Raw genomic sequence first — 19,873 nt, forward strand, 5'->3', positions numbered from 1 at the left:
ACTGACTGCGAGGCACCGCTCGCCGCAGCTCAGTACGTGGGGAGTGTCCGCGGGCCGAGGTCGTCGCGGGCGGGCGGCGGCGCGAGCCGTACGGAGGCGCCGAGGACGCTCAGGCCACGCGGAGCGACGACGACCGGCTCCAGGGTGACCGCCACGACCTCGGGATGGTCGTCGACCAGCCGGGACACCCGCAGCAGCAGCTCCTCGAGGGCGGGTGTGTCGACGGGCGTGGAGCCGCGCCAGCCGAAGAGGAGCGGGGCCGTCCGGATCGAGCGGACCAGGGTCGTCGCCTCCCGGTCGGTGACCGGAATCAGCCGGTGCGCGGTGTCGCCCAGCAGCTGCGAGGCGGCCCCCGCGAGCCCGAAGGACAGGACGGCACCGGCGGCGGGGTCGATGACGGCCCGGATCACGGTGTCCACCCCGCGCGGGGCCATCCCCTGCACCACGGGCCGCAGTTCGTCGGGCGGGCCGAACAGCTCGGTCAGCTCGGTGTACGCCCGCCGCAGCTGCTCCTCGTCGGCGAGGTCGAGGCGTACGCCACCGAGGTCGGCGCGGTGGCGCAGGTGCGGGGCGGTGGCCTTGAGGGCGACCGGGTAGCCGAGGGTGCGGGCGGCCTCCGCGGCCGCGTCTGAGGTGGGCGCGGGCAGGGCACGGTGCACCTCTATGCCGTACCTGCCGAGCAGCTCGCAGGTCTCGTCGGCGCCGAGGGTGAGGCCCTGCCCCCGCGTGAGGAGGCCGTCGATGAGGGTGGCCGCGCCCTTCTCGTCGATGTTCTCGTAGTCGGGCACCTTGCCGGGTTCGGCCGCTTCCCGGCGCCACTGGGCGTACTCCACCACGTCGGCCAGGGCCCGCACCGCGCGCTCGGCGGCGGGGTAGGCCGGGATGAGGCGGTCGGAGGTCTCGGGGGCGGGCGGCCGGGCGGGGGCCGGTGCGGCCTGGAGCCGGTCCAGCGCACGGAAGGGGTGGTCGGCGCGGATCGTCGGCGGGCCCGCGGCGGCCTGGGGTGCGGTGCTGGTCGCCGCGGACAGGGCCTGGGCGAGGCCGCCGAGTTCGACGTGCACCACGAGGACCGGCTTGCCGGGGACCTGCTCGGCGGCGGACCTGAGGGCCTCGGCGAGCGCGGCGTCGCCGACGGATCCCTGGCCGACCGCGGGGATCGCCGTCACGATCACCGCGTCGCAGGCGTCGTCGGCCAACGCGCGCGCGAGGGCCACGTGGAAGTCCTCCGGCGCGGCGGCCGTGGTCAGGTCCAGCGGGGGCGTCGGCTTGAGGCCCTCGGCCACGCAGGCGTCGTAGGTGAGCAGGCCGAGCGACTCGGAGTTGCCGAGGATCGCCACCCTGGGCCCGGTGGGCAGCGGCTGGCGAGCCAGCAGCAGGCCGGTGTCGACGAGTTCGGTGATGGTGTCCACGCGGATCACGCCGGCCTGCCTCAGCAGCGCGGACACCGTGGCGTGCGGCAGGCGGGTGGCGCGCACGGCGTGGCCCTGCGGGGCCGATCCCGCCCCCTGCACGACGACCAGGGGCTTCGCCGCCGCCGTACGCCGGGCGAGGCGGGTGAACTTGCGGGGGTTGCCGATGGACTCCAGGTACATGAGGACGACGTCGGTGTCCGGGTCGTCGTACCAGTACTGCAGGACGTCGTTGCCGGAGACGTCCGCGCGGTTGCCGGAGGAGACGAAGGTGGAGACGCCGGTGACGCCGGTGACCCCGCCGCCGCGGCGGTGCAGCCGGGAGAGCAGGGCGATGCCGATGGCACCGGACTGGGCGAACAGGCCGATCCGGCCGGGGCGGGGGGTCTCGGGGGCCAGGGACGCGTTCAGCCGGACGTCCGGGGAGGTGTTGATGATCCCGAAGGCGTTCGGGCCGATGATCCGCATGCCGTACGCGCGTGCGTGCCGGACGAGTTCACGCTGGCGCTCGCGTCCCTCGGGGCCGCTCTCGGCGTACCCGGCGGACAGCACGACGAGTCCCTGCACGCCATGTGCCCCGCACTCGGCGACGGCCTCGGGGACGTGCTCGGCCGGTACGGCGACGACCGCGAGGTCGACGGGGCCGTCGATGTCGCGGACCGAGCGGTGCGCGGGGACCCCGTCGACCTCCTTCTGCTCCTCCGGGAACGCCTTGTTCACGGCGTACAAGGGGCCCTCGAAGCCGTAGTCCCGGATGTTGGCGAGCACGCTGCGGCCCACGCCGCCGGGGGTACGGCCGACGCCGACCACGGCGACCGAGCCGGGGGCGAGCAGCCGCTGCACCGACCGGGACTCGGCGCGCTGTTCGCGCGCGTACTGCACGGCGAGCGAGCGGTCGGTGGGCTCCAGGTCGAACTCCAGGCGTACGACGCCGTCCTCGAAGCTGCGCTTCTGGGTGTACCCGGCGTCGGTGAACACCTTGATCATCTTGACGTTGGCGGGCAGCACCTCGGCGGCGAAGCGCCGGATGCCGCGCTCGCGGGCGACGGCGCCGATGTGTTCGAGGAGGGCGGAGGCCACGCCGCGGCCCTGGTGGGCGTCCTGGACGAGGAAGGCGACCTCGGCCTCGTCGGCGGGGGCGGAGGCGGGCATGCCGTCCTCGCCGATGCGGTCGTAGCGTACGGTGGCGATGAACTCGCCGCCGACCGTGGCGGCGAGTCCCACCCGGTCCACAAAGTCGTGGTGCGTGAAGCGGTGGACGTCCTTGGCGGACAGGCGCGGGTAGGGCGCGAAGAAGCGGTAGTACTTCGACTCGTCCGAGACCTGCTCATAGAAGCTGACCAGGCGATCGGCGTCGTCGACGGTGATGGGCCTGATGCGCGCGGTGCCGCCGTCGCGCAGCACTACGTCGGCCTCCCAGTGGGCGGGGTACTCGTGCCGGTCCGACGCGCTCTGCATGGGCCCCAGAGTACGGCTCGCGTACGACAACGGCGCGAGGCAGTCTGTGGAGAACGCGCGAGGACGGATGTCGGGCCGAGGCCGCGGTCCGACGACTTCACCCCGGGAGGACTCCGGTCCTGTCCGGAGACGTTTCACGTGTGGGAAACTGGTCTAGACAACCCTGAACACCGAAGGGCAGCATCACATGGCTGAGCGCCGCGTCAACGTCGGCTGGGCCGAGGGCCTCCACGCCCGCCCCGCTTCCATCTTCGTCCGGGCCGCCACGGCCGCAGGTATCCCGGTGACGATCGCCAAGGCCGACGGCAACCCCGTCAACGCGGCCTCCATGCTGGGCGTTCTGGGCCTCGGCGCCCAGGGCGGCGAGGAGGTCGTCCTCGCCTCCGACGCCGAGGGCGCGGACGCAGCCCTCGACCGGCTCGCGAAGCTGGTCGCCGAGGGACTCGAGGAGCTTCCCGAGACCGTCTGAGTTCTCCGGGGCACAGCGCGGTAAAAACAGTCGAAGGGCTCGTCCGAATTATCGGGCGGGCCCTTCGCATTTCCCTTTCACGGGCAGCAGAATTACTGCCCCACGAATTGCCCCCTCTTTGTATACGGCGCCCGTGTTAATGCCGCAGACCCGTCACGTTTACAGGATGTTGCGAGGTCCTCACACGGTCGGCGCGATCCGCCCCCGAGGTGAACCGCGGCCGGTGCGCCGCGCTCGAGCGCTCGGTGTGCAGGGCCGTGATCGCCCGCGCGCGCTCGCCGTCCCCGCGCGCCACCGCGTCCACGATCGCGCCGTGCTCCGCCCACGACTCCACCGGGTCGGCGGGTGCGTCCACGATGTACATCCAGGCGATCTTGTGCCGCAGCTGGGTCAGTATCGACGTCATCGCGGGGCTGCCGGCGGCCTGGGCCAGCGTCTCGTGGAACCAGCTCCCCAGGGAGCGCAGATCCTCGCTGTTGCCCCGCCTGGCCCGCTCCTGGCCCAGCCGGACCAGGCCGCGCAGCACCTTCAGATGGGCCTCGGTGCGCCGCTGGGCGGCCCGGGCGGCGCCGAGCGGCTCGAGGAGCATGCGCATCTCCAGGAGGTCCGCGCCCTCCTGCTCGGTGGGTTCGGCGACGCACGCGCCCGCGTGCCGCCGGGTCACGACGAAGCCCTCGGCCTCCAGGGTGCGCAGGGCCTCCCGGACGGGGACGCGGGAGACGCCGTAGCGACGGGCGAGCAGTTCCTCGGTGAGCCGGCTGCCGCGCTCGTGGACACCGGCGACGATGTCGTCCCGGATCGCCGTGCATACCGAGTGCGCCGGAATACGCATGTCCGACCTCCGTCTTAATCCCCGTGAAACGTCGCCGATTGACGTGTGTTCAGTGACTCTATTGCAATCCGCGGGAATTTCCGACGGCGGGCCGGAATCCGGGGATATTTTTTGGACAACACGGCGGCGGAAACGACGAAACCCCGGCTCGCGGGAGCCGGGGTCTCGTGGGGATCGCGCGGGGGTCGCGCCGGGGGCGTCAGACGTTGACGCCGTGCGAGCGCAGGTAGGCGACGGGATCGATGTCCGAGCCGTACTCGGGGCTGGTGCGCGCCTCGAAGTGCAGGTGCGGTCCGGTGACGTTGCCGGTCGCGCCGGACAGGCCGATCTGCTGGCCGGGGGTGACGGACTGACCGACCGAGACGCCGATGGACGACAGATGGCCGTACTGGGTGTACGTGCCGTCGGCCATCCTGATCACGATGTTGTTGCCGTACGACCCTCCCCAGCCGGCCTCCACGACGGTGCCGCGGCCGACCGCGTGCACGGAGGTGCCGCTGGCGGCGTGGAAGTCGACCCCGGTGTGGCTGCCGGACGACCACAGGGAGCCGCCGCTCTTGTAGCCGGTGGAGATGTAGGAGCCGGAGATCGGGGCGACGAAGGCGTTGAGGCGCTTGCGCTCGGCCTCACGCGCGGCGCGCTCCTTGGCCTCGCGGATCTCCTTGGCCCTGGCCTCGGCCTTGCGCTTGGCCTCGGCGGCCGCCTTCTTCTGCGCGGCGGCCTGCTCCTGGGCCACGGCCTGGGCGTCGATCTGTGCGGCGAGCGACTCGCCGGTGCTGACGACGGGCATGAGGCCGCTCTGCTCGACGGAGCTGACGGAGTTGTCGGCGGCGAGCGCCGGGGCGGCGATGGTGCCGATGACGCCGGTGGTGGCGAGGGCGGCGACGCCCGCGGCGCGGGCGGTGGTGCGCTTCATGCGGCTGGGACGGCGGTGCTTCCCGGTGGCGCAGGTGAACGCCATGTGGTGGCTGGTCCTTTCCTTCCTTCTCGCCTACCGGGTTAGCTGACGGGTTCGGAGCAGGAAGGTCTCCTACGGGCCCCCTCGCGGTGCGCGGGCGCCCGATTCACCCCAGGGACGTGTGGTGGGTCCCCGGCTCCCCTGGCTCGCGCCGTACGGGGACTCGGCGATGACTGTCCGGTGCCGCGGACGCGGCTCGGTGCCTGACGGACAGCCCAGAGGACGCTAAGCGGGGCAACTTTCAATCCCCAAACCGATCACGGTTTTTGTAGCGCATCCCACAGGGCAGACAGGCAACCTCCGGCCCAATTCGGACATCTAAGAGACCTGGGTGTCGAAAGGGCCCTGGCGACGCTTCCGTCACCAGGGCCCCTCGGTCGTGCTGCCTCTACTCGGCGGTCACGACCTTGACTTCGCCGATGCCGAGGGCTTCGACAGGCTCCTTGATGGCGGCCGCGTCGCCGACCAGGACCGTCACCAGCCGGTCCACCGGGAAGGCGTTCACGACGGCCGCGGTGGCCTCGACGGTGCCGGTCGCGGCGAGCTGCTGGTACAGCGTCGCCTGGTAGTCGTCCGGCAGGTGCTGCTCGACCTGGTCGGCCAGCGTGCTCGCGACGGCCGCCGCGGTCTCGTACTTGAGCGGCGCCACACCCACGAGGTTCTGTACGGCGACATCGCGCTCGGCGTCGGTGAGACCGCCCTCGGCGAGCGTGCGCAGCACCTTCCACAGGTCGTCCAGGGCGGGACCGGTGTTGGGGGTGTCGACCGAGCCGCTGATGGCGAGCATCGCGGCGCCCGAGCCGTCCGGGGCGGACCTGAGGACCTGCCCGAACGCCCGTACGCCGTAGGTGTAGCCCTTCTCCTCGCGCAGGACGCGGTCCAGGCGGGAGGTGAGGGTGCCGCCGAGGCAGTACGTGCCGAGCACCTGCGCGGGCCACACGCGTGCGTGCCGGTCGGCTCCGATACGGCCGATCAGCAGCTGCGTCTGGACGGCGCCGGGGCGGTCCACGATGACGACCCGTCCGGTGTCGTCGGCGGTCACCGGCGGCACCGGGCGCGGCTGGGCCTGGGAACCGGTCCAGGAGCCGAGGGTGTCGGCGAGCAGCGCGTCCAGGTCGATGCCGGTGAGGTCGCCGACGACCACTGCGGTCGCGGTGGCGGGGCGCACGTGCTTCTCGTAGAAGGCACGTACGGCAGCGGAGTCGATGTTCTCGACGGTCTCCTCGGTGCCCTGGCGCGGGCGCGACATGCGCGAGTCCGCCGGGAACAGCTCCCGGGAGAGCTCCTTGGCGGCGCGGCGCGAGGGGTTGGCCAGCTCGTGCGGGATCTCGTCCAGGCGGTTGGTGACGAGCCGCTCGACCTCGCTGTCCGCGAACGCGGGCGCCCTGAGGGCGTCGGCCAGCAGACCGAGCGCCTTGGCCAGCCGGGAGGCGGGCACTTCGAGGCTCAGGCGGACGCCCGGGTGGTCGGCGTGCGCGTCGAGGGTGGCGCCGCAGCGCTCCAGCTCGGCGGCGAACTCCTCGGCGGAGTGCTTGTCGGTGCCCTCGGAGAAGGCGCGCGCCATGATCGTGGCGACGCCGTCCAGGCCGGCCGGTTCGGCGTCCAGGGGCGCGTCCAGGAGCACCTCGACGGCGACGACCTGCTGGCCGGGGCGGTGGCAGCGCAGGAGGGTCAGGCCGTTGTCGAGCGTCCCGCGCTCGGGGGCGGGGAAGGCCCAGACCTTGGGCTCGCCCGCCTGCGGCTGCGGGTGGAATTCCATCGCGGCGAGCTCGGTCACTTGGCCGCCTCCTCGTTCTCGTCGGTGGCTTCTACGGTCGCCGCGGCTTCCGGGTCCTCGGAGGCGTCCTCGGCACTGTCGGCGATCTCGGCCGGGGCGGTGGGCTCGTAGACGAGCACCGCGCGGTTGTCGGGGCGCAGCTTGGCCTTGGCGACCGCCTGCACCTCCTCCGCGCTCACGTCCAGGACGCGCTGCACGGCGGTCAGGGCGAGCTGCGGGTCGCCGAACAGGACGGCGTAGCGGCACAGTTCGTCGGCGCGGCCCGCGACGGTGCCGAGCCGGTCCAGCCACTCGCGCTCCAACTGGGCCTGGGCGCGCTCCATCTCCTCGGCGGTGGGGCCCTCGGCGGCGAACCGGGCGAGCTCCTCGTCGATGGCGGCCTCGATGACCGGCACCTCGACGTCACCGGAGGTCTTCACGTCCAGCCAGCCCAGGGAGGGCGCTCCGGCCAGCCGCAGCAGCCCGAAGCCGGCCGCGACGGCCGTACGGTCGCGCCGTACCAGCCGGTTGTAGAGGCGGGAGGACTCGCCGCCGCCCAGGACGGTCAGGGCGAGGTCGGCGGCGTCCGCCTCACGGGTGCCGTCGTGCGGCAGCCGGTAGGCGGCCATCAACGCGCGCGCGGGGACCTCCTCCTCGACGACCTCGCGCAGCTGCTCGCCGATGGTCTCCGGCAGGGAGCCGTCGCGCGGGGCGGGCTTGCCGTCGTGCGAGGGGATGGAGCCGAAGTACTTCTCGATCCAGGCGAGCGTCTGCTCCGGGTCGATGTCGCCGACCACCGACAGAACCGCGTTGTTGGGCGCGTAGTACGTCCGGAAGAACGCGCGCGCGTCCTCCAGCGTGGCCGCGTCCAGGTCGGCCATCGAGCCGATCGGGGTGTGGTGGTAGGGGTGGCCCTCGGGGTAGGCGAGCGCGGTCAGCTTCTCGAACGCGGTGCCGTAGGGGACGTTGTCGTAGCGCTGCCTGCGCTCGTTCTTGACGACGTCGCGCTGGTTCTCCATCGACTCGTCGTCGAGGGCGGCCAGCAGGGAGCCCATGCGGTCGGCCTCCAGCCAGAGGGCCAGCTCCAGCTGGTGGGTCGGCATGGTCTCGAAGTAGTTGGTGCGCTCGAAGCTGGTGGTGCCGTTGAGCGAGCCGCCCGCGCCCTGGACGAGCTCGAAGTGCCCGTTGCCGTGCACCTGCTTCGAACCCTGGAACATCAGGTGCTCGAAGAGGTGAGCAAGACCGGTACGCCCCTTGACCTCGTGGCGCGAACCGACGTCGTACCAGAGGCACACCGCCGCGACCGGGGTCAGGTGGTCCTCGGAGAGCACCACGCGCAGCCCGTTGGCCAGGCGGTGCTCGGTCGCTGTCAGGCCCCCGGTGCCTGCCTGGTCTGTGGCCGTGTGACCCATGGGCATGTACGTCCCTTCGATCGCGGTCGCGGTCGTGGAAACCGCGGTTCGTGGTGCTGATTTCCTGCCGGTCCTGCCACTGTATGCAAGCGTGCGGACCCTCGGTGAAGTTCCCGGGGCGCGTACGCCCACAGCGGATCGCGTAGCCTGCGGGCAACCGTGAGCAGGGCGCTGCGCGGTCGCCGGGCCGGCGGCCCGGTGATCGTCGGCCGGACGGCGTGACGGTCGTCGGGTCAGGCGGTGTGACGGCGGTCGGCCGGGCGGCGTGATGGTCGTCGGCCGAGCGGCCGAGCCGGGTCCTGGCCCGGACTGTCAGTGCCGCGGTCCACAATGGTCCGCGTCAGATCCTGTTCACGCTTCAGCAAGAGTGAGCCAAAGGGCCGATGTGAGCGACCCGTAGGCGAGCGACCAGAAAAGAGGAGCCGGCAGCGATGGCCCGCCGCAGCACGAAGACCCCGCCGCCCGACGACTCGTACGAGGAGCGGATCCTCGACATCGACGTCGTGGACGAGATGAAGGGCTCGTACCTCGAGTACGCGTACTCGGTCATCTACTCCCGCGCGCTCCCCGACGCCCGCGACGGCCTCAAGCCGGTGCACCGGCGCATCGTCTACCAGATGAACGAGATGGGCCTGCGCCCCGACCGCGGCTATGTGAAGTGCGCCCGCGTCGTCGGCGAGGTCATGGGCAAGCTGCACCCGCACGGAGACGCGTCGATCTACGACGCCCTCGTGCGCATGGCCCAGCCCTTCTCGATGAGCGTGCCGCTGATCGACGGCCACGGGAACTTCGGTTCGCTGGGCAATGACGACCCGCCGGCCGCCATGCGGTACACCGAGTGCCGCGCGGCCGAGGCCGCGAGCCTGATGACGGAGTCCATCGACGAGGACACCGTCGACTTCGCGCCCAACTACGACGGCCAGGAGCAGGAGCCGGGCGCGCTGCCCGCCGCCTTCCCCAACCTCCTGGTGAACGGCGCCTCGGGCATCGCCGTCGGCATGGCCACCAACATGGCGCCGCACAACCTCACCGAGGTCATCGCGGCCGCCCGCCACCTGATCCGCTACCCGAACGCGGATCTGGACGCCCTGATGAAGCACATCCCGGGCCCCGACCTGCCCACCGGCGGCCGGATCGTCGGCCTGTCCGGCATCCGGGACGCCTACGAGACGGGCCGCGGCACCTTCAAGATCCGCGCCACGGTGTCGGTGGAGACGGTGACCGCGCGCCGCAAGGGCCTGGTCGTCACCGAGCTGCCCTTCACGGTCGGCCCGGAGAAGGTGATCGCCAAGATCAAGGACCTGGTCGGCGCGAAGAAGCTCCAGGGCATCGCCGACGTCAAGGACCTCACCGACCGCGCGCACGGCCTGCGGCTGGTCATCGAGATCAAGAACGGCTTCGTGCCGGAGGCGGTCCTGGAGCAGCTCTACAAGCTGACGCCCATGGAGGAGTCCTTCGGCGTCAACAACGTGGCGCTGGTGGACGGGCAGCCCCTCACACTCGGCCTCAAGGAGCTCCTGGAGGTCTACCTCGACCACCGCTTCGAGGTGGTGCGCCGCCGCAGCGAGTTCCGGCGCACCAAGCGGCGCGACCGGCTGCACCTGGTCGAGGGTCTGCTCACCGCCCTGGTCGACATCGACGAGGTCATCCGGATCATCCGCTCCAGCGACAACTCCGCACAGGCGAAGGAGCGCCTGATCGAGCGCTTCTCGCTGAGCGAGATCCAGACGCAGTACATCCTGGACACGCCCCTGCGGCGCCTGACCCGGTTCGACCGCATCGAGCTGGAGTCGGAGCAGGACCGCCTCAACGCGGAGATCGCGGAGCTGACCCGGATCCTGGAGTCGGACGCCGAGCTGCGCAAGCTGGTCTCGGCCGAACTGGCCGCGGTCGCCAAGAAGTACGGCACCGAGCGGCGCACGGTCCTGCTGGAGGCCGGGGCGACGGCTCCTGTCGCCGCCGTTCCGCTCCAGGTGGCGGACGACCCGTGCCGGGTGCTGCTGTCCTCGACGGGGCTGCTGGGCCGTACGGCCAACGGCGAGCCGTTCCCGGAGGAGGCGGGCGGCAAGCGCGCCAAGCACGACGTGATCGTCTCGGCGGTGCCGGCCACCGCGCGGGGCGAGGTCGGCGCGGTGACCTCGGCGGGCCGCCTGCTGCGGATCAACGTCATCGACCTCCCGCAGCTCCCGGAGTCGGCGGCGAACCTCGCGGGGGGCGCCCCGCTGGCGGAGTTCCTCTCCCTTGAGGACGGCGAGACGCTGGTCTGCCTGACCACGCTGGACGAGTCCTCCCCCGGTCTGGCGCTCGGCACCGAACAGGGCGTCGTCAAGCGGGTGGTCCCCGACTATCCGTCCAACAAGGACGAGTTGGAGGTCATCACGCTCAAGGAGGGCGACCGGATCGTCGGCGCGGTCGAGCTGCGCACGGGCGAGGAGGACCTGGTCTTCATCACCGACGACGCGCAACTGCTGCGCTACCAGGCGTCGCAGGTCCGGCCGCAGGGCCGTCCGGCGGGCGGTATGACGGGCATCAAGCTGACCGAGGGCGCGAAGGTCATCTCGTTCACCGCGGTGGACCCGGCGGCGGACGCGGTCGTGTTCACGGTCGCGGGCTCGCGCGGCACGCTCGACGACTCGGTCCAGACGACGGCCAAGCTGACGCCGTTCGACCAGTACCCGCGCAAGGGCCGCGCCACCGGTGGTGTGCGCTGCCAGCGGTTCCTGAAGGGCGAGGACTGCCTGTCCCTGGCCTGGGCGGGCGCCGTCCCGGCCCGCGCCGCGCAGAAGAACGGCACCCCGGCAGACCTCCCGGAGATGGACCCGCGCCGGGACGGCTCAGGCGTGTCCCTCGGAAAGACAGTGTCGGTGGTGGCGGGACCGGTCTAGGCCGGTTCGTCAGGATCCTCTTCCGTCCCCTGCACGAAACGCAGGACGCCCCACATACTGGCCTCGTCGGCGGTGTGCGGGGCGTTCTGCCTGCCCGCCTCCAGTTCCTCGTGGAGCGCGCGGGTGTCGATACCGGAGCCGATGAGGACGAGCTGGGTGAGACGCTCGTCCCCGGCGCCCCAGGGCTCCGGGTAGAACCGCAGGAAGCTGCCGACGGCATGGACGGCGTAACGGCTGCGGACGTCGTACGGCCCGAAGTCGACGTACCCCTTGATCCGGTACAGCCCCTCCGGCCTGGTGTCGAGGAAGGCCATCAGCCGACGGGGGTCCATGGGCACGTCGGAACGGAACGACACGCTGTCGTAGCCGGAGTGCAGGTGGTCTTGGTGACCGTGTGCGTCGGTGTGGTCGTGGAGGTCGTCGACATCGTCGAGATCGTCGAAGGAGAGCTGTCCGATGCGTTCCTCGCCGGGGCGGCAGTCGAAGAGGAACTCGGGGTCGATGCGGCCGTAGGTGGCGGGGACGACGGCGGCGCGGTCGACGAGGGACCGAACCGTCTCCAGGACGCGCTCGGCGTCGGCGGCCCGGTCGAGCTTGTTGACGACGACCACGTCGGCGAGGGCGAGATGCCGGTCGATCTCGGGGTGCTTGGCGCGGGTGTCGTCGAACTCGGCGGCGTCGACGACCTCGACGAGACCGCCGTAGACGATGCCGGGCTCCTCGCTGGCGAGCACCATGCGGACGAGTTCCTGCGGCTCGGCGAGGCCGCTGGCCTCGATGACGATGACGTCGATGCCGGCGTCGGGGTGAGCGAGCTTGGCCAGGTACCCGTCGAGCTCGCTGACGTCGACGGCGCAGCACAGGCAGCCGTTCCCGAGGGAGACGGTGGAGTCGCCGAGCGCGCCGGCGACGGCCATGGCGTCGATCTCGATGGCGCCGAAGTCGTTGACGACGGCGCCGATCCGGCTGCCGCCGCTGCGGTGGAGCAGATGATTGAGGAGGGTGGTCTTGCCGGATCCCAGGAATCCGGCGAGGACGACGACCGGGATCTGCCGGGGGCTCCCGCTCGGCTGACTCAACGTGCGACCTCTTTCGCGCTGCTGCGTGCACCGGATCGCGGTTCCGGCGCACGGACGAGCTGTGAATGCCGGACCAGGATACGAGCCGGAACAATCCCCTCTCAGTGAACGATTGTTAGCAGCGCTCGCGGGGCAGACGTTGGGCAAGGCGCCGGTTCGTGCGACCCTCACTTCCCTCCGTGCGCCTCCTCTCCGCCTCCCCCGCCGATCAGAGCCGCTCGGCACCCTGGGAGACGGCAAGCGCCGCCCACCGCTCGCCGGTCCCCATCAGTCGACCCGCACCCCGACGACCGGCGGACGGCCGTTTGGAACGGGGATGACATGGCCACAAAAAGGGTTTGGACGCGAGGGCTGAGCACAGCGGCCGCGGTCGGCGTCGGCGCGCTGGCGGGTGTCGCCGCCTCCTTCGCCACACAGCGCCACACGTTGCGATCCCTCCACGCCCGGCTGGACGAGCTGGAGTTGGCTGCCGGTGCCCACCACCACTCCGACTTGGCCAGCCAGCAGCGCCAGCACTGGGAACTGCTGAGCAAGGCCTTGGACGACCCCGAACTCGCCGAGGTCCTGGACCTCTACGAGGCGTCAGTGACTCCCAAGCAGCGCCGCCAGTATCTATTCGCAAACGCTTTGTACACGAACCTCCTCTTTTACTACCGCATCGGCAACCTCACCAAAGAGGAGTTCTTCAAGCACGTCCGCGGCATCTTCCAGAACCCGATCGTCAGGGACTACTGGTACGCCACCCGACAGCAGCGGGCGAGCCTGGCGGACACCGACGAGGCGGAGCTGGGGCAGTTGGTGGACGATCTGCTGCGGCAGTTGGAGGAAACGGACACCGAGGAGTGGTGGGTGGTCGGCGACCCACCGAGCGCGTAGCGGAAAGCGGACGGCTCCACCTGTGGAAATCACACCGTCGGGCCATAACGAACAGGTCAAGTATCCCGTTGTCCCAGGCGCCGCTGAGGTTGACTCAGCCGCTCGGGGCTCACTCACACGTGATCGCGTACGACAGCCCCACTCCGCCATCGCTCACGTCGCTGGATGACGCGTGCACCCCACAGGGCCGCCTCGCCTCGCAACCGTCGTGCGCGTGCTCGTCATTCGTGAGACCAGAGGGAAACCAAAAGTGAGTGAGATCATTCGCCGCCTCGGCGCATCGCCACGCGAAAGAGGCAGCACCTCCGGCGCGACGTGCCCGGACATCTTCGAGCTGGCCGACGGGAACTTCGCCGTCATCGGTACGGACGCAACCGGCTCTCTGGACTCCCAGCTTCCCCCGGACGCGGCACGGGCCGACTACGAACGCATCGTGGTCATCACCCGCGAGACGCTCGTACGGGCCAAGGCCGACATCCCGGACGCCTGAGCGAGGTCATGGTTCAGATCGAGGAGATGGCCAAGCTCGTCGATTCGGTCGCCACCCTCGTCGCCGCTGCCACAGGCCCTGCGCAGTCACTGTCTCGAGTCCTGTGACACACCCGTAGAAGCGGCGCCTTGTCAGGTCCGGCACCATTCTCCCGGTGCCGGACCTCCCGCGCGCCTCAGGCCACTTGAGGCACCGCCACCGGCGCCTCCACCCCCACATACCGCGCCACCGGCCGAATGATCTTCGAGTCCGCCGCCTGTTCCAGGATGTTCGCGCTCCACCCCACCACCCGCGCCGCGGCAAAGGTGGGCGTGAACATCTCGCGCGGCAACCCGCACAGCTCCATGACCACGCCCGCGTAGAACTCGACGTTGGTGTGCAGCTCTCGCCCGGGCTTCAACTCGGCCAGGATCGCCTCGACATGGCGTTCCACCTCGACGGCGAAGTCCACGCGGGCGCCGCCGAAGCGCTGGGCAACCTCCCGGAGCATCCGGGAGCGAGGGTCCTCCGTGCGGTAGATCGCGTGGCCGAAGCCCATGATCCGCTCGCCGGCGAGTACGCGTTCCCGGATCCAGGAGTCGATACGGTCGGGCTCACCGATCGCGTCCAGCGTGTCCAGCGCCCGACTGGGCGCCCCGCCGTGCAGCGGCCCGGACAGCGCCCCCACTGCCCCCACGAGGCACGCCGCCACATCGGCCCCCGTCGACGCGATGACCCGCGCGGTGAAGGTTGATGCATTGAAGCCGTGATCAATGGTTGAGATCAAGTACTGCTCGACCGCCCGGGCCCGCTCCGGCTCCGGTTCCGAACCCGTCAGCATGTAGAGGTAGTTCGCCGCGTACGAGAGGTCCTCACGCGGCTCCACGGGCTCCAGCCCCTTGCCCAGCCGGTGCAGCGCCGTGAGCAGCGTGGGTACGGCCGCGGCCGCCACGAGCGTGTCCCGGCGCCGCTCGTCCGGGTCGATGTCGTACACCGCACGGAACCCCTTCGCCGCCCCGAGCAGCGACAAGGCGGTGCGCATACCCGCGAGCGGACCCGACCGTCCGCTCGCCGCCGCGATCGCGGGCAGCGCCGCCCGCACCTCGCCAGGCAGCCGCCGCAACGCCGCGGTCTCGGCGCGGAAGGCCGCGGCCTGTCCGGCGTCCGGCAGTTCACCGTGGATCAGCAGATGCCAGACGTCCTCGAAGCCCCGGGTCTGCGCGAGTTCGACGGCCGAGTACTGGCGGTAGTGATAGAACCCCTCGCGCCCCCGCACGTCCCCGACCTCGGTGTCGGTGACGACGACTCCGGCGAGCCCTCGCGGTACGTCGACGAGTGTGGTTGCGGACCTGTTGACCGACATGATTCCTCCCTGGACTTGATTCGACTGTCCATGGTTGACTCATTCTCTGTCAATATTGATCCAATCAACATGGACTCAACATGCGCCATCAACCCACCCGGCTGCGGATACGGTGACCTCTTATGCGCGATCAAGACCCCCGCTCCGGCCCGGCTGAACACCGGCTCAGCACCAAGGAAGCCGCCGAAGTGCTCGGCGTGAAGCCCGAGACCGTGTACGCCTACGTCAGCCGCGGCCAGCTCAGCAGCCGACGCGTGCCCGGCGGCCGGGGCAGCACCTTCGACGCCAAGGAAGTGGAGACCCTTGCCCGGCGCAACCGCCGGGAAGGCGGCGGGAGTCCGGGGTCAAGCGGCGAACTGGCCGTACGGACCCGCATCACGTTCATCGACCGGGACCGCTACTACTTCCGCGGTGTCGACGCGACGGAACTGGCCGCACGGCACTCCTACGAAGAGATCGCGGAGTGGCTCTGGACCGGACAGCTGCGCCCCGGCGTCAGCTTCACCGCACCCGACGCGTCCGTACAGGCGGCCCGTCGCGCGGTGGACGCGCTGCCCGAACACACCAGCCCCACCGACCGGTTGCGGGTCGCGGCGATCGCCGCGGCCGCCGCGGACCCACTGCGCTTCGACCTGTCCGAGGAGGCCGTGCTCGGCACCGCGCGCACCCTCATCCCCACGCTCGTCACCGCCCTGCCACCCGTCCTGCGTGACCGCGGCCGCGACGACGGCCCCCTGGCCCGCCGCCTCTGGACCCGCCTGAGCGGCCGCAAGTCCGACGAGGCGTCCTTGCGCGCCCTGGACACGGCGCTCGGTCTGCTCGTCGACCACGACCTCGCCGCCTCGACTCTCGCGGTACGCGTCGCCGCGTCGGCCCGCGCGCACGCCTACGCGGCCGTCTCCGCCGGGCTCGGCGTCCTGGAGGGCCCCTTGCACGGGGCGGCCAGCGGACTCGCCCACAAGCTGCTGCTCGACGTGCTCGAGCGGGGCGACGCGGCCCCCGTGATCGCGGAGGAGCTACGGGCCGGCCGGCGCATCCCCGGCCTCGGTCACCGGCTCTACCCGGGGGAGGACCCACGCGCGCGTGCCCTGTTCGCCCTCCTGGAGGAGATTCCGCGCGCGGAGCCCGCCCTCCTCGCGGCCCGCGACATCGTGGCCACCACGGCCCGGCACGCCCCCCTGCACGCCAACGTGGACCTCGCCCTCGCCGTGTTCACCGCTTCCTCCGGCATGCCCGCCACGGCGGGCGAGACGGTCTTCGCCGTCGCCCGAACGGCGGGCTGGATCGCCCACGCACTGGAGGAGTACGGGGAGCGTCCCCTGCGCATGCGCCCGAGCGGCATCTACGTGGGCCCGAAGCCGCCGCAGCCGCTGCCCGAGCAGTGACTCCGAGGCCGACTTTGAAGAGACTGCGGTTCCGGTCGGTACCACTGACCGGAACCAGACCGGAAGCCGCCGTGCACAAGTCAGGTTAGGCTCACCTCTGTGAGTACCTGTACGACGGTCTCGCACGACCTCGACGAGCCCGTTTCCGGAACCGCGGCCACCGCGCGGACCTGGCTGCTCGTGGAACAGCCCGGCCCTTGGGGCGCCAAGGCGCTCACTTCGAGCCACCTGGACCCCGCGCTCGGCCGCGCCCTGGAGACCGCCGCGAGGGACACGGGCGTACGCATCGCACTCATCCGCCGCCCCGGGCGGCACGCCGACAGCGGCACCCCAGCGGTCCGGCAGGTGTACGCGGCCCACACCACGCCCGGCAATGTGTGGCTCCACAGCGCGACGACCCGCGACCCACGGGACCTGCTCGACCTGGATCTCGCCGCGCTCGGCAGGGGTGACCACACCTCCTTCGACACCGCGCTCCATGGACGCGCCCACACCGGCGATCCGCTCGCGCTCGTCTGCACCAACGGCAAGCGGGACCGCTGCTGCGCCCTCCTCGGCCGCCCGCTCGCCGCGGAACTGGCCGCCTCGGGCGTCGAGGGCGTCTGGGAGGTCACCCATCTGGGTGGTCACCGTTTCTCCCCGACGCTGCTCGTCCTACCGTACGGCTACGCCTACGGCCGCGCCGAGGCCCACACCGTCAAGCAGGTCCTGCACAGCGTCCAGGAGGGCCGGATCGTGGTCGAGGGGTGCCGCGGGAACTCCGCCTGGGAACGGCCCGGCCAGGCCGCCGAGCTGGCGGTACGCACGATGGCGGGCGAGTACGCGGCCGAGGCGCTGACGGTCGTACGGACCGACCGTGCGGCCCCGCACTGGGAGGTGACCGTCGCACACGTCGACGGCCGGCACTGGCGCGTCCTCGTGGCCCAGACCGCCTCCCTGCCACCCCGCCCGGAGAGCTGCGGAGCGTCGGTGCTCGGCTCGCCCGCGCGCATGGACGTGGTGGCCGTGCGGGAGTTGACCGCCTCGACAATGCTGGCGAGCTGACCGCCCGACCAGTCCATCCACATATTGATCAAGAGATCCACGCCACACCCCCTGCGGTGGATCGGGCACCCCCACGTACCTTCATGGGTATGAGCCGCACTCCCACCGCCCGTCGCCTGCGCCTGGGTCTGCCCCGCCGGGTGTTCTCGCAGGTGCTCCTGATGCAGCTGGCGATCGCCGCGGGAGTCGCGGTGCTCGCGACCGGTCTGTTCCTCGCCCCTCTGAGCAAGCAGCTGGACGACCAGGCGATGCGCCGGGCGCTCGCCATCGCCCAGACCACCGCCGCCGAGCCGCAGATCGCCGAGCAGGTCAAGGACACGCCGCCGCTGCCCAGTGGTCCCGTCCAGCAGGAGGCGGAGCGGATCCGCAAGGCCACCGGGGCCGAGTATGTCGTCGTGCTGGACTGGCGAGGCGTGCGCTGGTCGCATCCGACCCGCAGCGAGGTCGGCAGGATCGTCTCGACCGACCCCGGTCAGGCGCTGGCCGGCAAGGAGATCATGCAGATCGACAGCGGCACCCTGGGCCGCACCGCCCGGGGCAAGGTGCCGCTGTACGACAGCCGGCACAAGATCGTCGGGGCGGTCTCGGTCGGTATCGCCTACGACAGCGTGCGCGCCCGGCTGATCCACGCGATCCCCGGGCTGTTCGCCTACGCCGGCGGGGCCCTCGCCGTGGGTGCGCTGGCCGCCTGGCTCATCTCCCGCCGGGTCCAACGGCAGACCCGTGACCTGGCCTTCTCCGACATCTCGGGCCTCCTCGCCGAGCGCGAGGCCATGCTGCACGGCATCAGGGAGGGCGTCGTCGCCCTCGACCGCACCGGACGCGTCCGCCTGCTCAACGACGAGGCACGGCGGCTGCTCGGCATCGGCGACGAGGCCGTCGGGCGCTCCCCCGACGAGGCGCTCGGAGACGGCCGTACGGCCGACGTCCTGGCCGGACGGGTGACCGGCACCGATCTGGTCACCGTGCGGGGCCAGCGGGTGCTGGTCGCCAACCGCATGCCCACCGACGACGGCGGTGCGGTGGCCACTCTGCGCGACCGCACCGAACTGGAGCAGCTCGGCCGGGAGCTCGACTCGACCCACGGTCTCATCGACGCGCTGCGGGCACAGGACCACGAGCACGCGAACCGGATGCACACGCTCCTGGGGCTGCTGGAGCTGGAGATGTACGAGGACGCCGTGGAGTTCGTCGGAGAGGTCGTCGGCGACCACCGGGCCACCGCGGAACAGGTAACCGAGAAGATCGAGGACCCTTTGCTCGCCGCCCTGCTGGTGGGCAAGGCGACCGTCGCGGCCGAGCGTGGAGTCGCCCTGTGGGTCTCCGACCGGACCCGGCTGCCGGACCGGCTCGTCGATCCGAGCGGGCTGGTCACCATCGTGGGCAACCTCGTGGACAACGCCCTGGACGCCGCCGCCGGCGCACCGCACGCGCGCGTGGAGGTCGAACTGCGCACCGAGGGCCGTACGGCCGTCCTCAGGGTGCGGGACACCGGGCCCGGGATCCCGGTGGAGCAGCGCGAGTTGGTCTTCACCGAGGGCTGGTCGACCAAGGAACCCCCGGCACACCGGGGACGCGGCCTCGGGCTCTCCCTGGTCCGCAAGCTCGCCGAGCGCCAGGGCGGCAGCGCGACCGTCGCGGAAGCCGACGGCGGGGGCGCCGAGTTCACCGTCGTACTGCCCGACGCACTCGCCGAGACGCAACCCGCTCTCAGTGCACCGGCCGGGACCCGACCCGCTCTCACCGCACCGCCCGCCCAGCAGACCGCCCCCCAGGAGGAGTCGTGATGATCGAGGTGCTGGTCGTGGACGACGACACCCGCGTGGCGCGCGTCAACGCCGCGTACGTCGAGAAGGTGCCCGGCTTCCACGTGGCCGGCGAGGCGCACAGCGCGGCGGAGGCACTGCGGCAGCTGGAGGCACTGCCCCACGTGGACCTGGTCCTCATGGACCACTATCTGCCCGACGAGACGGGCCTCCAGGTGGTCCAGGAGATGCGCAGGCGCGGCCACCAGACCGACGTGATCATGGTGACGGCGGCGCGGGACGTGACGACCGTGCAGGCGGCGATGCGGCACGGCGCGCTCCAGTACCTGGTCAAGCCCTTCGCCTTCGCGGGCCTCAGGGCCAGGCTGGAGGCCTATGCCGAGCTGCGCCGCACCCTGGACGGCGGCGGCGAGGCGGAGCAGGCCGAGGTCGACCGCATCTTCGGCGCCCTGTCCTCGTCGGCGGAGCCCGACCTGCCGAAGGGACACTCCCCCACCACGGCGGAACTCGTCCGCCGGTCCCTGATGAACGCCGAAGGGCCCCTGTCGGCCCAGGAGATCGCCGACCGGACCGGGGTGAGCCGGCAGACCGCCCAGCGCTATCTCAAGCTCCTGGAGCGCACCGGACGGGCCAGGCTCACGCTCAAGTACGGCGACGCGGGCCGCCCGGAACACCGTTACGTGTGGGCGACCCGCGCGTGAGGAGGCACCGC

At 71.5% G+C, this 19,873-nt stretch carries 15 protein-coding genes and 1 riboswitch; of the genes, 8 read left to right on the top strand and 7 right to left on the bottom strand.

Annotation, left to right across the window (positions count from 1 at the left end; translation table 11 throughout):
• Nucleotides 1-29 precede the first annotated feature (29 nt).
• Nucleotides 30-2,867: a GNAT family N-acetyltransferase gene (locus tag OHN19_RS10680; RefSeq protein WP_330263965.1), complete on the bottom strand. Its 2,838-nt coding sequence runs from the start codon at nt 2,865-2,867 to the stop codon at nt 30-32.
• Between the two features lie 187 nt (nt 2,868-3,054).
• Between OHN19_RS10680 and OHN19_RS10685 the strand changes: the two genes are divergently transcribed.
• Nucleotides 3,055-3,336 carry an HPr family phosphocarrier protein gene (locus OHN19_RS10685; RefSeq protein ID WP_123763538.1) on the top strand — a complete coding sequence of 94 codons (282 nt, stop codon included), beginning with the start codon at nt 3,055-3,057 and terminating at the stop codon, nt 3,334-3,336.
• A 136-nt stretch (nt 3,337-3,472) separates the two neighbouring features.
• Here OHN19_RS10685 and OHN19_RS10690 read toward each other — a convergent pair whose 3' ends face one another.
• The 4 genes from OHN19_RS10690 to OHN19_RS10705 all read right to left on the bottom strand — a co-directional run bounded on the left by OHN19_RS10690 (nt 3,473) and on the right by OHN19_RS10705 (nt 8,300).
• Nucleotides 3,473-4,168 (bottom strand): GntR family transcriptional regulator, encoded by a 696-nt coding sequence (locus OHN19_RS10690; RefSeq protein WP_330263966.1) that lies wholly within the window; start codon nt 4,166-4,168, stop codon nt 3,473-3,475.
• A 199-nt stretch (nt 4,169-4,367) separates the two neighbouring features.
• Entirely contained in the window at nt 4,368-5,129 is a 762-nt protein-coding gene (locus OHN19_RS10695; protein ID WP_330263967.1) for a M23 family metallopeptidase, read from the bottom strand.
• A 13-nt stretch (nt 5,130-5,142) separates the two neighbouring features.
• A riboswitch (cyclic di-AMP (ydaO/yuaA leader) is annotated at nt 5,143-5,305 on the bottom strand.
• A gap of 209 nt (nt 5,306-5,514) precedes the next feature.
• Nucleotides 5,515-6,903, bottom strand: coding sequence for a pitrilysin family protein (locus OHN19_RS10700; protein WP_330263968.1), 1,389 nt, complete (start codon nt 6,901-6,903; stop codon nt 5,515-5,517).
• Nucleotides 6,900-8,300 (bottom strand): pitrilysin family protein, encoded by a 1,401-nt coding sequence (locus tag OHN19_RS10705; RefSeq protein ID WP_330263969.1) that lies wholly within the window; start codon nt 8,298-8,300, stop codon nt 6,900-6,902. The genes OHN19_RS10700 and OHN19_RS10705 overlap by 4 nt, the downstream gene beginning before the upstream one ends.
• A 425-nt stretch (nt 8,301-8,725) precedes the next feature.
• Between OHN19_RS10705 and OHN19_RS10710 the strand changes: the two genes are divergently transcribed.
• The gene (locus tag OHN19_RS10710; RefSeq protein ID WP_330263970.1) at nt 8,726-11,179 is read left to right on the top strand and encodes a DNA topoisomerase IV subunit A; all 2,454 of its coding nucleotides are present in this window, start codon (nt 8,726-8,728) and stop codon (nt 11,177-11,179) included.
• Here OHN19_RS10710 and OHN19_RS10715 read toward each other — a convergent pair.
• Nucleotides 11,176-12,258, bottom strand: coding sequence for a GTP-binding protein (locus OHN19_RS10715; RefSeq protein ID WP_330263971.1), 1,083 nt, complete (start codon nt 12,256-12,258; stop codon nt 11,176-11,178). The genes OHN19_RS10710 and OHN19_RS10715 overlap by 4 nt on opposite strands.
• 321 nt (nt 12,259-12,579) lie before the next feature.
• On the opposite strand from OHN19_RS10715, the gene OHN19_RS10720 reads away from it, so the two are divergent.
• Nucleotides 12,580-13,134, top strand: coding sequence for a DUF6082 family protein (locus OHN19_RS10720; RefSeq protein WP_330263972.1), 555 nt, complete (start codon nt 12,580-12,582; stop codon nt 13,132-13,134).
• Nucleotides 13,135-13,384: 250 nt separating this feature from the next.
• Nucleotides 13,385-13,624 (top strand): hypothetical protein, encoded by a 240-nt coding sequence (locus OHN19_RS10725; protein WP_330263973.1) that lies wholly within the window; start codon nt 13,385-13,387, stop codon nt 13,622-13,624.
• A gap of 175 nt (nt 13,625-13,799) precedes the next feature.
• On the opposite strand, the gene OHN19_RS10730 is transcribed toward OHN19_RS10725, so the two are convergent.
• Nucleotides 13,800-14,966 carry a citrate synthase/methylcitrate synthase gene (locus tag OHN19_RS10730; RefSeq protein WP_330263974.1) on the bottom strand — a complete coding sequence of 389 codons (1,167 nt, stop codon included), beginning with the start codon at nt 14,964-14,966 and terminating at the stop codon, nt 13,800-13,802.
• Between the two features lie 122 nt (nt 14,967-15,088).
• On the opposite strand from OHN19_RS10730, the gene OHN19_RS10735 reads away from it, so the two are divergent.
• From OHN19_RS10735 to OHN19_RS10750, 4 genes are all read left to right on the top strand, one after another.
• Nucleotides 15,089-16,351, top strand: coding sequence for a citrate synthase (locus tag OHN19_RS10735; protein ID WP_330263975.1), 1,263 nt, complete (start codon nt 15,089-15,091; stop codon nt 16,349-16,351).
• Nucleotides 16,352-16,450: 99 nt separating this feature from the next.
• On the top strand, nt 16,451-17,395 hold the full coding sequence (locus OHN19_RS10740; RefSeq protein WP_330263976.1) for a sucrase ferredoxin: 945 nt from the start codon (nt 16,451-16,453) through the stop codon (nt 17,393-17,395).
• 89 nt (nt 17,396-17,484) lie between these two features.
• Complete coding sequence (locus OHN19_RS10745) at nt 17,485-19,182, top strand: sensor histidine kinase (protein WP_330263977.1); 1,698 nt, start codon at nt 17,485-17,487, stop codon at nt 19,180-19,182.
• Nucleotides 19,182-19,862: a response regulator gene (locus OHN19_RS10750; protein ID WP_330263978.1), complete on the top strand. Its 681-nt coding sequence runs from the start codon at nt 19,182-19,184 to the stop codon at nt 19,860-19,862. Before OHN19_RS10745 ends, OHN19_RS10750 begins: the two co-directional genes overlap by 1 nt.
• Nucleotides 19,863-19,873 lie beyond the last annotated feature (11 nt).

The organism is Streptomyces griseorubiginosus, from assembly GCF_036345115.1.
In the GTDB taxonomy this organism is placed as follows: domain Bacteria; phylum Actinomycetota; class Actinomycetes; order Streptomycetales; family Streptomycetaceae; genus Streptomyces; species Streptomyces griseorubiginosus_C.